The sequence below is a fragment of the Bradyrhizobium sp. AZCC 1610 genome (genome assembly GCF_036924515.1).
In the GTDB taxonomy this organism is placed as follows: domain Bacteria; phylum Pseudomonadota; class Alphaproteobacteria; order Rhizobiales; family Xanthobacteraceae; genus Bradyrhizobium.
The window spans coordinates 5061469-5073684 of sequence record NZ_JAZHRR010000001.1; the positions used below are offsets into that span (position 1 = coordinate 5061469).

The 12216-nt window shown below is 60.2% G+C and carries 14 protein-coding genes and 1 tRNA gene; 10 read left to right on the plus strand and 5 right to left on the minus strand.

Annotated elements, in window-relative coordinates:
• Positions 1-145 precede the first annotated feature (145 nt).
• Both V1279_RS24995 and V1279_RS25000 read right to left on the minus strand, forming a co-directional pair.
• A complete protein-coding gene (locus V1279_RS24995; RefSeq protein ID WP_334441311.1) occupies positions 146-391 on the minus strand; it encodes a hypothetical protein in 246 nt (81 codons plus the stop codon).
• A gap of 938 nt (positions 392-1329) precedes the next feature.
• Complete coding sequence (locus V1279_RS25000) at positions 1330-1530, minus strand: hypothetical protein (RefSeq protein WP_334441313.1); 201 nt, start codon at positions 1528-1530, stop codon at positions 1330-1332.
• A 229-nt stretch (positions 1531-1759) separates the two neighbouring features.
• Here V1279_RS25000 and V1279_RS25005 point away from each other — a divergent pair, with 229 nt between their 5' ends.
• Positions 1760-2074, plus strand: a complete 315-nt coding sequence (locus tag V1279_RS25005; protein ID WP_334441315.1) for a hypothetical protein — start codon at positions 1760-1762, stop codon at positions 2072-2074.
• Between the two features lie 46 nt (positions 2075-2120).
• The gene (locus tag V1279_RS25010; protein WP_334441317.1) at positions 2121-2861 is read left to right on the plus strand and encodes a DUF3750 domain-containing protein; all 741 of its coding nucleotides are present in this window, start codon (positions 2121-2123) and stop codon (positions 2859-2861) included.
• A gap of 94 nt (positions 2862-2955) precedes the next feature.
• Here V1279_RS25010 and V1279_RS25015 read toward each other — a convergent pair whose 3' ends face one another.
• The gene (locus tag V1279_RS25015; protein WP_334441319.1) at positions 2956-3372 is read right to left on the minus strand and encodes a hypothetical protein; all 417 of its coding nucleotides are present in this window, start codon (positions 3370-3372) and stop codon (positions 2956-2958) included.
• 639 nt (positions 3373-4011) lie between these two features.
• Here V1279_RS25015 and V1279_RS25020 point away from each other — a divergent pair.
• From V1279_RS25020 to V1279_RS25055, 8 genes are all read left to right on the plus strand, one after another.
• Positions 4012-5100, plus strand: coding sequence for a mandelate racemase/muconate lactonizing enzyme family protein (locus V1279_RS25020; protein WP_334441321.1), 1089 nt, complete (start codon positions 4012-4014; stop codon positions 5098-5100).
• Between the two features lie 133 nt (positions 5101-5233).
• Positions 5234-5527, plus strand: coding sequence for a hypothetical protein (locus V1279_RS25025; protein WP_334441323.1), 294 nt, complete (start codon positions 5234-5236; stop codon positions 5525-5527).
• A gap of 463 nt (positions 5528-5990) precedes the next feature.
• The gene (locus V1279_RS25030; RefSeq protein ID WP_334441326.1) at positions 5991-7100 is read left to right on the plus strand and encodes an MBL fold metallo-hydrolase; all 1110 of its coding nucleotides are present in this window, start codon (positions 5991-5993) and stop codon (positions 7098-7100) included.
• Positions 7097-7714: an SCO family protein gene (locus V1279_RS25035; RefSeq protein ID WP_334441329.1), complete on the plus strand. Its 618-nt coding sequence runs from the start codon at positions 7097-7099 to the stop codon at positions 7712-7714. Before V1279_RS25030 ends, V1279_RS25035 begins: the two co-directional genes overlap by 4 nt.
• A 915-nt stretch (positions 7715-8629) precedes the next feature.
• Positions 8630-8701, plus strand: a tRNA-Arg gene (locus V1279_RS25040).
• 404 nt (positions 8702-9105) lie between these two features.
• The gene (locus tag V1279_RS25045; protein WP_334441331.1) at positions 9106-9432 is read left to right on the plus strand and encodes an ArsR/SmtB family transcription factor; all 327 of its coding nucleotides are present in this window, start codon (positions 9106-9108) and stop codon (positions 9430-9432) included.
• The gene (locus V1279_RS25050; protein ID WP_334441333.1) at positions 9429-9932 is read left to right on the plus strand and encodes an SRPBCC family protein; all 504 of its coding nucleotides are present in this window, start codon (positions 9429-9431) and stop codon (positions 9930-9932) included. The genes V1279_RS25045 and V1279_RS25050 overlap by 4 nt, the downstream gene beginning before the upstream one ends.
• The gene (locus V1279_RS25055; RefSeq protein ID WP_334441335.1) at positions 9929-10687 is read left to right on the plus strand and encodes a glutathione S-transferase family protein; all 759 of its coding nucleotides are present in this window, start codon (positions 9929-9931) and stop codon (positions 10685-10687) included. The genes V1279_RS25050 and V1279_RS25055 overlap by 4 nt, the downstream gene beginning before the upstream one ends.
• Here the strand turns inward: V1279_RS25055 and V1279_RS25060 are convergent.
• Together V1279_RS25060 and V1279_RS25065 are read right to left on the minus strand one after the other, a co-directional pair.
• Entirely contained in the window at positions 10684-11427 is a 744-nt protein-coding gene (locus V1279_RS25060) for a nucleoside phosphorylase (protein WP_334441337.1), read from the minus strand. The two genes, V1279_RS25055 and V1279_RS25060, sit on opposite strands and share 4 nt — an antisense overlap.
• A 93-nt stretch (positions 11428-11520) precedes the next feature.
• Positions 11521-12189 (minus strand): ArsR/SmtB family transcription factor, encoded by a 669-nt coding sequence (locus V1279_RS25065; RefSeq protein ID WP_334441339.1) that lies wholly within the window; start codon positions 12187-12189, stop codon positions 11521-11523.
• Between the last annotated feature and the right edge of the window lie 27 nt (positions 12190-12216).

Sequence of the window (12216 nt, forward strand, 5' to 3'; positions counted from 1 at the left end):
TGACGGCGGCGCGTATTCCGCCCGGCTATCCGCCGCTTCCCGTGCGGGGCGGCTTCCGCGTGAATTCAATCATCGAAAATGGAGCGGCCCCGCCCGCGTGGTTGAACCGCTCTTGCCGGGGCGGGGCCGAGATCGGATCGTGGCGTTACCGCGGGTGAACGCCGTTTTTGCGAATGATGTCCGATAGCTGAGCCAAAAGCTCCCGAAGCCGGGCATTCTCCTCGATCAGCGAGTGGGCTTCGTCGGCCTGTTCGTCGCGACGAAGGGCGGGCTCGTCCCCGCGAAGGGCATTCTCAAGCAGTGAAAAAGCATCGTCAGTCGGTTCCTGAACCCAAAATGAAGGTTCTGCGCGGCGGTCTCGCTTATTATGCTGCGGATGGTCTACTCGCATGATTGATACTCCAATTTTAAAATGCGGAACGAACCCCCAGTCGTCCTGTCGCGCGCGGAGAATGAGGTGAGTCGGCGGGCAAATTTGCGACTAAAATTGGAATCGTGCGGAGGCGACCCCGGCGCTAAAGCGGCGTGATTGCGGCGAATCCCGAAGCCCGCGCAGGCCGGAGCTGCAGCCTGCGCGTGCGATTTATGGCGTTTTCGAGCACAGCATGTTCCCGTATTTGGGTCCGAGGCAGCACCGGCTCGCGTCAGGAAAACGCGTCAAAACAACAGTCTAGCGCGCGTTCTGATTCAATCAGAACTGACGTTTCTAAAGAAACGTGGCCAATTGATAGAGCGCGTAAAGAACTTCCAGCCCCATGAGAACGAGCGCGGCGATCATTAGATAATAACCAAAATGCATGCGAGACTTGAAACCAATGCCTTTCGCGGCCCGTGCGGATCTCGCGCCAGGCCGTAAACCAAACTCGAAACGCGTCGGAAGGGACAAGCCTCCAACGAACCATGCGTCGGCAACTAGAAATGAAAAGGCTTCCGCCGCCGCGGAAGTGACACCTTTGTCGCGAGCCTCTTCTTTGACCGGAGGTCTCTAGTTCGACGCCAGTTCGCCCTGTTCACACACCGTGGAAAATCTTGATTCCCCACAGCACGATGACGATGGCCAGTACCAGCGTAGCCGCCGTCAGTACACTTTCTAAGGAAGCGACTCTCATACTCACTCTCCGCTTCCCAGCCCCGCTACCGGTCTAGGTGATTCGTTGATTCCCCTGCAATCGCATGATCACAATGCTTTGAACGTTGCCCCGCGGTTGTGTTTTACGGGTCACACATCTGGGTAATGGCGGCACACTTCTCCGCCACGACAGCATCGCCATGCGCCAACTGAAGCGCGAAATGCCCGCTTCTCCCGACGGTTTTTCGATTGAAGAGGATTTACTCGGGCTGGCCTGCCGGAGCGTAGGAACCGGCCGGAGCCGGAGCACTTCGCCGCCGTTCGGCAAGAGCTGCCAGGCGATCGTATTCCTCCGCCACCTTGAGCAGGCGGCCCTGGTCCTTGACGGCATTCGCGGCTAACGCCCTTGTCCGCTCCGCGCGCCTGCGCCAGTGATCCGCATTGGTCAGGAAATCCGTCATCGATACGCCCCAAAATAAGTTGGTTTGCTCCCCAGCCGCGCAGACATCAGAAAGGCCCGCGATAAGTCAAAAATTTGGCCTAATCCGATCTGCCGTGTGACTCCAAGGACGTGTGACTTTTCGGGCAAGCCTCATCGTCGTTCCCTTTCCGACGCAAATTTGCCCTCGACTCAATGGAATGCTCGTCGTCGAACCGACGACCGGGCCACCTTGTGAACAGGAATGTGTCATGAGTATCGAACATCCGCCGCACGACAAGCAGGCTCGCCGCGAGGCATTTCGAAATGTCGGGCGAGCCGGCAATGTCGTGCCGCTGCGTGAAGACAATTGCGCGCGTCAGGCCAATGAAGCGCCGCATCCGGGCGACGAACTTCTCACCGCCTTGTCGCCCCTGCTCGACGAAGTCGACGGACTTCGGGAAGATGACGCGCTGCATCAGGAAACCGATAACGTCGTGCGGCTGCTCGAAGAGAATGCCCGGCTTCGAAAGCTTGCGGTCAAGCTGTCGAATCTGCTTGGCGATCTTCCCGAGCGGGGCGCCTAAGATCGTGACTGCCGCTTAGAGCGCGGCGCGGCCCAAGCGTTGTCCTTTGCTCAAATCAGCTGCAATCTTTCTGTTGTTGGTCTTTTTCCCGGTCGGTGTGTCGGCCGGGCGCTACTGGTTTGCCGAATCCCGAGGAAATTGGCAGACTGCAGACCGCTCCAGCGCTGGCCTGTTGCCGCTACCATCTCATCATCCTGAAGCAGTAATCCGGGTTTACGGGGCGCGCACGGTTCGATGGAAGGCGATATTCGCCATCCACACCTGGATCGTCGTTAAAGAGCAGAATGCTGCTACGTACACGCGTTATGACTATACTGCCTGGGGCGAGCCTATTCGCACCAACGGATTCGTTGCCGACGCACGGTGGTTTGGCGTCGTCCCCGAAACCATTGCCGCTGTCGACGGTCCTGAAGCTGGCCGTCTAATTCCCAAAATCCGTCACGTCATCGAGAACTATAAGTTTCGTACCTACGGCGACTACAACGCATGGCCGGGACCGAACTCCAATACCTTTGTCCAGGCTGTGCTGGATGCGGTTCCCGAACTCAAGACTGTCTTGCCGCCGACCGCCATTGGAAAGGACTACCCCTATCGAGGTGAGTGGGTCGGGCTGACATCGTCCGGTACCGGGGTATACGCTTCCCTCGGAGGCTATGTAGGTCTCACCATCGGATGGGTCGAAGGTCTGGAAGTCAATTTCCTGGGCGCGGTGGTGGGACTCGACATTCGCCGGCCCGCGCTGAAGCTTCCAGGCATCGGCCGATTGGGAATGATGGCCGGGATCTAGAAACTCTTCGAAGGCTATGGCCTCCCTGAGGATGATCTGCAGCTCCAGGGCGTGTACTCACAAATCCGGAATGCCCGCGGATAACGTCTAGCCGCTAGAGGAAGATATTCCAGATAGTGACGCGTGCATTGCTCAGGCGCCCATCGGCGTCGAATTCCAAGTCTACAATCCATTGTTTGTATCCAAGGACGTTTGTAGACAACGTTTGACAATTGGTTGGTCCGGCGATGCCTTTGCAGTCAAATTTCTCCTTGCTGAGCAGAGCGATGGCCGCCTCTCTGTCTGTTCCCAGCGGGATTATCTTCAATAATGCTTCGCGTGCCGGTATGGAGTCATTCGCGCTGTCCTTTTGTGCGGCGCGCATTTCGCCGAGCAAGCGATGTTCTTGATAAAAACGGTCTACTTCCGCAGTTTTGTACCACATCCAAAGCCAGACGAATGCGTACAGAGCCGCTGGAACGGACAATACCGTCAAGCAGGCAATTAGCGCGATTTTGACGAACTTCCGCACAGGGCCATCCGGGTCCGAACCACGCCGGAAGACTATTCAGCAATTCCTAACAATTTTTCCGAGTTGCATCGGGAAACGTCCGCTTCGGGTCACAAAAGGCGAAATTCCGGGATGACCAGCGCATGTCTGCTTTAGCCAGCACCTCAAAAGCGGACATCTCTCGTTTTATGAGTAACGCCCCAGTTTGCAACAGCCATTGTGGCCTGGTTAGCGGCCTTAGCTCCCTGCCAGTCCCCACGCGAGATCGGTTCTCGGCTCCTGCGGTGGTGCGTCGACCACCACGACCAGCGGGCCGTTCGAAATTGAGGGATAGACATCATCGTCGCGTCTGAGTTCAGTGAGGCAGGACCTGATTTCAAAAGGACCCAGCTCGCCTTTCTGAGCACGGCTGCTGGGTGTCAGTTGAAGGGCAGGTTTTAACGCTCCCGCCCGTCACTTAGATGGTTCAGACGCAACTCGCTGCAATGAGATTACGCAAACTTAAGGTCTGCGAAGCCGATCCGCCGCAACGCATGCCGCGGTGCCGAACGTAGTGCATTAAACGGGATCACGGTAACGTGGACGGAAGAGGAAGGGAGCCAAACTGACCTGTTGGCGCGCCCAACTGAACATGCACGAAGAAAACCCGGGTGGAAATCAATGGCACTCATCAAAACGGTCGAGACTGGGCTCTATCGGATCCCGCTGACAGTTACCCTCTCCGACAGCACACATGGCGAAATCGCAGCCTTCGAATTGGTGACATGCCGTGTTCGCGATTCGGATGGGGCTGAAGGCACAGGCTATACCTACACCGTCGGCCGCAATGGCGGCGCGATTGCCGACATTCTCAGGCGGGAGATTCCTGAACTGATCGAGGGCCGGCAAGCCGACGACACCGAGGCCATCTGGCATCACGTCTGGTGGGGCCTGCATTATGGCGGGCGCGGCGGACCGCCCGTGCTTGCGCTCTCGGCGCTCGATGTCGCCCTGTGGGACCTGAAGGCGCGACGCGCCAATCTGCCGCTGTTCCGTCTGCTCGGTGGCTTCGACGCCCGCGTGCCCTGTTACGCCGGCGGCATCGACCTCGATCTTTCCGTCGAGGCGCTTCTCAAGCAAACCGACGATAATCTTGCCAAGGGCTTTCGCGCCCTCAAGATGAAAGTGGGTCGCCCCGATCTCGCATCCGACGTCGCGCGCGTGCAGGCGATGCGCCAACATCTCGGTGACGGCTTTCCCCTGATGGCGGATGCCAACATGAAATGGACGGTCGAGGAAGCCATCCGCGCCGCGCGAGCCCTGCAGCCCTGCGACCTCACCTGGCTCGAAGAGCCGATCATTCCCGATGACATTGCCGGTCATGCCCGCATCATGGCTGCCGGCGGCGTGCCGATTGCGGCCGGTGAGAACCTGCGCTCGCTCTGGGAGTTCAAGAACTACATCGCGGCCGGCGCAGTGTCCTATCCCGAGCCCGACGTCACCAATTGCGGCGGCGTCACCGCCTTCATGAAGATCGCGCGGCTCGCAGAAGCGTTCAATCTTCCGGTCACCAGCCACGGCGCGCATGACGTCACGGTCCACCTTCTCGCGGCCTGCTCAAATCGTTCCTATCTCGAGGCGCACGGATTTGGGCTCGATCGGTATATCGAGCACCCGCTGGTCCTCGACCAAGGCATGGCATTGGCGCCAACCCGGCCCGGCCACGGAATCAGCTTCGACTGGAAAGGATTGGCGCAGCTCGCGCAATAATCGCAGAGGCTGCGTGGGCACCGCAGAACTGGCAACCAAGTTTCTTCTTCCAAAACTCTCTCGGGAAACGATCGCTGCCTCGCGCGTTGTGAGCGGAGAGGAACAATAGGAAGGATGGCTTATGCGAACCTCAATGCTCATCATCACGGCCACTATTGGCATTGCCATCGCCGCGCCGGCACAGGCCCAGCAGTCGACGGCGCCCAGCCAGCAGATGCAATCCGACAAGCAGATGCAGGAAGAAGCGGATAAAGGCATCAAGACTCGCGACTCCGGAGAATCCGGCGTTGTGGGGCAACAGGAAAGTTCAGGCGCTTCCGCGCATCCGCCCGGGCGTCCCGATCCGAGCGGCAGCCAGACGACGACCGGTTCAGGCGCTGGTACGGGTGGCGGCCGGGGTTCCGAGACCAGCAGCACGCCACGCTAGCGCCGAGTTTCAGCGCGGCGCGCGGTACGAAGGAAGTCCGGCATCGCCGCTCCCGTTGCGGTGCGGGCGTAACGGCATCGAAGGCTCGCGCTGTGTGCCGTCGTCCTTCGAACCCGGGCGTACCCATAAATCGAGCTTGATTGCTACTCGATGTCCCAAATGCGCCGCCGATAGCGGACCAAATTCCGCATCGCAGCGAAACGACGCCAAGGATAAGCGGAAGTGAACCTGCTCTTTTGGCAGCACCGAAAGTGGCGTATTCTTCGATGAGCTGCCAATGGGACGTGCCGGAGCTCTGTAGTTGAGCGCAGCACCAGTGCCCTTCGGCGGACAAGCACTACTCATTCATTGATATTTTCATTGATATTGGATTTGAGGGCGCGATTTCGCGCCCTCTATACTTCGCCAGTTTTGGAGTCATCCAGCCAAGGATAACGCTTGGCTCCATTGCAGGGAGGGATCGATGATCGAGCAATTCAAACGCCGCGATTTTCTGAGGGGGTGTGCGGCCATTGGGGGAGCCGTCGCCGCCGGCAGCTTCACCTGCATCGAAATCGCCAAAGCAGCCACGATCGACATTCCCGTGGTGGACAAACTCACGATCCGGGTGCTGATCGATGGAAGCCAGAATATTTTCGAGCGCCCGGGCAAGCTGGGGAACGTCTCGATCGAGCCGGCACCACGGCAGCAGGACTATCGTCGCGCACTACACAATCAATGGGGTTTGTCTCTGTACCTGCAGTCACAGCGCGGCAATGAGCAGCGCACTATCATGCTCGACTTCGGCTATACGCCGGAAGCTCTGCTCAACAATATCGAACTGACCGGCGCTGATCCCAGCAAGATCAATGCAATGGTCGTGAGCCACGGCCACTTCGATCACTACGGCGGCCTCATCGGCTTCCTGCAGAAATACCGCAGCGCGTTGCCCGCCGATGTGAAACTCTATGCCGGCGGCGAGGACAATTTCTGCCAGCGCTATAGCGGCGCGCCCGGCGCACTTGCCGAATTTGGCGCGCTCGATCGCCGCGAGCTGGCCGCGAACAAGGTCTCAGTCGTTCTGGCGGAAAACCCGACGGTTATCGCCGACCACGCTTTCACGACGGGTAAGATCAAGAGGTCGGGCATCGAAAGAGTGTTGCCGAACACGCACGTCGGTTTCGCTGTGAAGGACGGTCTTGGCTGTAACGCGAGCCACTACCTGCCGGCGGAGATGCTGGGCAAGATCGTTCCGGACGAGCACATCCACGAGCACGCGACCTGTTTCAATGTAAAAGACCGCGGGCTCGTGGTGATCAGCTCCTGCGGTCACGTCGGTATCGTCAATTCGGTCCGGCAGGCACAGGAAGTCTCCGGCGTGCAGAAGATCCACGCTATCGTCGGTGGCTTCCATCTCGGGCCGGCACCCGAGGACTATCTCAACCAAGTCGTCGCCGAGATCAAGAAGCTCGAACCGGACGTGATTATCCCGATGCATTGTAGCGGCGACAACTTCGCTCGCGCCGTGCGCGCGCAGCTACCGGACAAGCTCCTGGTTTCGACAACCGGCGTCCGTATGACGATGGGCGCATGAGGAACAGCCGGGTGCTTGTCGGCTCGGTCCTGGCCGCGGGGCTGCTCGGTGCAGTGCCCGTGGCGCACGCGCAGAGCGAACGCAGCGCCGGCGAGCTGATGGACGCAGTGATGTGGGGCAAGGAGCCGATCGGCGGCCCCTTCACTCTCATCGATCACACCGGCAAGCCTCGTACGGACGCCGATTTCCGTGGCAAGCTGATGCTTGTCTATTTCGGGTTCAGCTTCTGTCCGGACGTCTGCCCGACCGATCTGATGGCGATCGGGCAGGCCGTCGACAAACTTGGCCCCGGCGGCGACGCGGTGCAGCCGTTGTTCGTCACTGTCGATCCCGACCGCGATACGCCTGCGCATCTCGCCGACTATGTGCCGTTCTTTCACCCGCGCCTGCTCGGCCTGACAGGCGATGCTGCGCAGATTCGCGACGCTGCGCGCTTGTATCGGGTCTATTACGCGAAGGTCGCGATCGAAGGCGCCGCAGAATACACCATCGATCATTCAGGCTTCATCTATCTGATGGATCGCGACGGCAAGTATCTCGGGTTCTTCCCGCCGGGCACCCCCTCGGATCGGATCGCCGCGGTCATCAAGGCTCATCTCTCAGCCAGACGCTGAAGGGTCTATTGCGCGAAAAATCTAATTTGCTGAACAGATTCAATCTGATTTGGGTGGTCCAGCCTGCTCTACAAATATAAATCGCTTCCCCCTCGCCCCAAATCAGTGGCTATTTCCGCGCGTCTCGTCTCGGCAAGAGGGGCGTATCGCGATCGTCACGAACGCGAGGCGGGATGTGATGGACGCGGCAGCGTTGGGCGCGAGAAGGTGTTCGCAGGGCGGTTATCCGTGAGCGAGCACACCGCGCAAGACGTACGGCGCTGATGCGTACGGCAAAACCGTGTGGTCCTGGCACCCGTGGCTGGTGTTAAGCTGCCGGTGGCGAAATTGATCCAACCGGATCGGTTGAGCCATCAAGCCGGCAGCGATGGAGGCAAGACGAATTCGTCTCCAGGGAGAGCGCGGCATAAGCCGTCAAACCATTGCGCAGGGAATGCCGGAGTGCTCCGGCTGTACCTGTATGCTCGTGTGCGCACTTCCTACACATTTGCACACGAGACCGCGGGTGCAGCAAGCACCCGGCATTCCCTGCTCCCTCCGATGCGAGGGTGACGCAAGCAAGCCTCGGGCGCTGATTGCGCCGCGAGAACGCATGTTTATGTTTCGTTTCAGGCAGGGAATCCGCGGTTGACTCGGGAACCGCCAGCAATCAGAAAAGCCCTGAAAAATGAATGGCAAAAATAAATGGTCGGAGTGGCAGGATTCGAACCTGCGACCCCTGCGTCCCGAACCCAGTTATCACGCCGCATAGTCCTGAAAAATCGAGAGTTTTGGCTTCATTCGACGCCGGTTATGTCCGTTCGTTCCTGACGTAGTCGGGGTTATTCCGGGGTTGGCACTTGATGCAGAAATAGGTTTTCGACCAAGGCATTCGGTTGATTGCGGGGCATGCAACCATCTCACTTGCTTTTTCAGGCGGTCGCTTAAGCGGTTGGAGTTGCCCTCCGAAGGCAAAGGTCACACGTTCGAATCGTGTCGGGTGCGCCAATTTCCCCTTATCCTACAGGATAATGCGCGCGCTCGAGATCGATCTGTAGCTCCGTCCGGGTTTGTGTGAGTAAGCAATCTGATCAAAAATTGTCGCAAACAGGCGATGCCGATCGTCGCTGCCGAAATGCGAGTCGCGAGTGCATGCGCATGGACGTCGTCGGTGTACCGAAAGGCTGTTTCCGCTTTCGGTGAGGAGCTGAGATCGACCTCAGCTTCAGCGGTGTCCGCTGAGGGCCAATCCAAAATTTAGCCTTCTTGCATGCGCCCCCGACTTAGTGAGGTTCGCGGCCCCGACGACCTCCGCGTCTGCTGGCCGACGCTTCACCTCTACCTCGGCAGAAATGGTTAGCCTTGACTTACGGTAAGTATAAACTTACTATTTGTCGATAGCGAGCAGCGACATGATCAATGCAGAACGCGCCCTCGACGCACTTGGAGACCCGACTCGACGACGGGTGTTCATGCGGCTGCGCGAGGGCAACAGATCCGTAAGAGAGATCTCGGATGGCCTCAACGTGAGTCGGCCCGCGGTCTCGCAGCATCTCAGGGTGCTTAAGGATTCGGGCCTCGCGGTGGTGAGGATCGAAGGCACGCGGCGGCTCTATGCAATCGACACGCGCGGACTCGAAAGCCTGCGGGGATGGCTCGACGGGTTCTGGGACAAGACGCTCAAAGCCTTCAAACAGGCGGCCGAACGCGAAGCCGCCAAAGAGAGGAGATCCCGATGATGGAGAAGGCGCCCGACCACTCATACGATCCCTACAGCGTCCGCAAGGTGATGACCGTGCAGGCGCCCCGCTCGGTGGCCTGGCGCGTTTTCACGGAGCAGATGGCCAGCTGGTGGCCGCTCGCACACTACAAGATAGGAAAGACGAACGCGGTCGATGCGATCATGGAGCCGCGGGTTGGTGGCCTCTGGTACGAACGCGGCGACGACGGCAGCACCTGCAATTGGGGCAGCGTGCTCGCTTGGGAGCCGCCGTCGCGCCTCGTCCTGTCGTGGGACATCACCGCGGACTGGCAGTACGACCCGAATTTGAAGACCGAGATCGAGGTCCTCTTCATCGCGGAAGGCGAAGGAGCCACCCGCGTCGAACTCGAGCACCGCAAGCTGGACCGGTACGGAGCGCGAGCCGCCGAGATGCGGCACATCTTCGATACTGAGGGCGATTGGGGGCGCCTTCTCGCTATGTTCGCAGCGCGCGCGGTACAGGAGCGCGGCCAATGACCGGCAAGGACCGACCGCTCAGACTGTTTCAGTTTCCACGCATGTTCGACATACCGAACCTCAGTCCGTTCTGCTGCAAGCTCGAGACGTGGCTGCGGATCGCCGGCATTCCCTACGAAGTCGAGGTCACGACGAACCCGCGCAAGGGACCGCGAGGCAAACTGCCATTCGTCGACGACGGCGGCGTGATCGTCGCGGATACGACGATCATTATCGACCATCTCAAGCGCACGCGCGGCGTCGATCCCGACGCCGACCTGAACGCATCGCAGCGCGCCATCGCCCTGCTGGTCCAGCGCACGCTGGAGGAGCACTACGCGTTCGTTCTGGCCTACACGCATCTGATCCGCGAGGAAGGCCAACGCCACACTAACGAGCGCTTCGATGCGCTGCCGACGCTGGTGCGTCCCCTGGTATCGCATCTCGTGGCGAAGCAGGTCGGCAAAATACTCTGGTTCCAGGGGCTCACCCGCAATTCCCACGAAGAGATCGTGGAATCGGCGCTGCGCGACTGGCGTGCGGTGCTGACCGTGATCGGCCCCGGTCCGTACTTCTTCGGCGACACGCCGTCGAGCATTGACGCCGTGGTCTTCGGTACGCTCGCCTCTTCGGTACTCACTCCGATCGACACGCCCATCCGATCGTATCTGCGATCGCAACCCGGGTGTCTCGACTACGCGGAGCGGATGCGCGCCCGGTTCTTTCCGGAGCTCTTGACGGCGCCGAATGTCATGAAGCGTTCGGCAAGCGCCTAGCCGCGCCACCCCTGCGCCGCGGCGGCCACCACCGCGAGCGTGGCCTTGGCGCCGTCGGCTTCGCCCTTCTCGAAGTCGCCCTCCGTCTGCGCCATCGAGTTCGTGACATGCGCGAAGCAGACGATCGAGTGGCCGCTCGTCGCGCCGAAAGCGTAGAGGGCCGCGGCTTCCATCTCGACGGCAAGCGTCCCCAGATCCCGCGCTCGCGCGATCGCCGCTTCGGTCTCGCGATAGGGGGCATCCGTGGTCCACGTCGAGCCGCGATGCAGTTTCTCCGGCAGCGACCGGCCCGCCCGCTCGACGCGGTCCAGAAGCGTCGTGTCGGGTGCTTCGGCGAAGATCGAGCCCGGCAGATAGTGATAGCTTGTCCCCTCGTCGCGCATCGCCCGGTCGATCAGGACGAAATAGGGAGTCGGTCCAATAGGATTGATCTGACCCGCCGAGGTAACGCTAACGAGCAGCCGGCAGCCCGACGCGAAGAGCTGCTCGGCGACCAAGACGGCGAAGGGTGCTCCGACCGCGCAGCCGACGATCCCGACCTCGCCGACGCCATCAATATCCAAAGCAAGGAGCTCCGTATGGTAGCAGGCCCACCCTTCATGGATGCGCCCGGCGCCCGTCCGCTTGAGGTGACGGACGACATCACCGTCCGGATCAAGCACGCAGATTTCGGGGACAGCGACGAGCGGCAACTGTCTCTGCCGGCGCGCCTCCCTCAACAGGGCTTCGGGCCGGAACACGGAGGCCGCTTTGTGGTCCTTGACACCGACAATCGGCCACGCGGCTTCTGCGCGATGAGGCTTATCATCCATGATGCACCTGATCGACTTGTCTCAAGCGACGGATTCAACCGGCAGACCGGCGGCCTTCCATTCGGGATAACCGTCCTCGAGACGGCGGACGCGATAGCCGCGGGATCTCAACGCTGCGACAGCTTCGAATGAAAGAATGCAGTAGGGCCCGCGGCAATAGGCGATCACCTCGCGGCTTTTCGGAAGTTCGCCCAAGCGCCGTTCCAGTTCTGCAAAAGGAATGTTGAGAGCCCCGGGAAGATGGCCCAGCGCGAACTCATCCTGAGGCCGCACATCGAGCAGCGTCACCAGATTGTCGCGCAGTCGCGTAACCAAATCATCGCGCGAGACGGGCTCCAGCGCATCACGTGTCTGAAAGTAATCGGTCACCACGCGGCCGATCTCTGCAACGTTCCGTTCGCCGACGCGGCCCAGCGCCTTGATCAGGGTGACCACTTCGGCATCGCCGGCCAGGCGATAGAGAATGTGCTTGCCGCGACGCTCAGTCTCCACGAGACGCGCACGCCTGAGGAGTTGCAGGTGGCGCGAGGTGTTGGCGAACGTCAGATGCGCCCGGGCCGACAGCTCCTCGACAGTGCGTATCCCCTGCGCCAAGTGCTCCAGCAGTTCCAGCCGATGAGCGTGGCCAAGCGCCTGCGCCACTCCGGCGAGATTCTCGTAGATCGCCTGTTTTGGTCCAATGCTTGACAAGGCATCCCTTCAATATATCATTCAGCA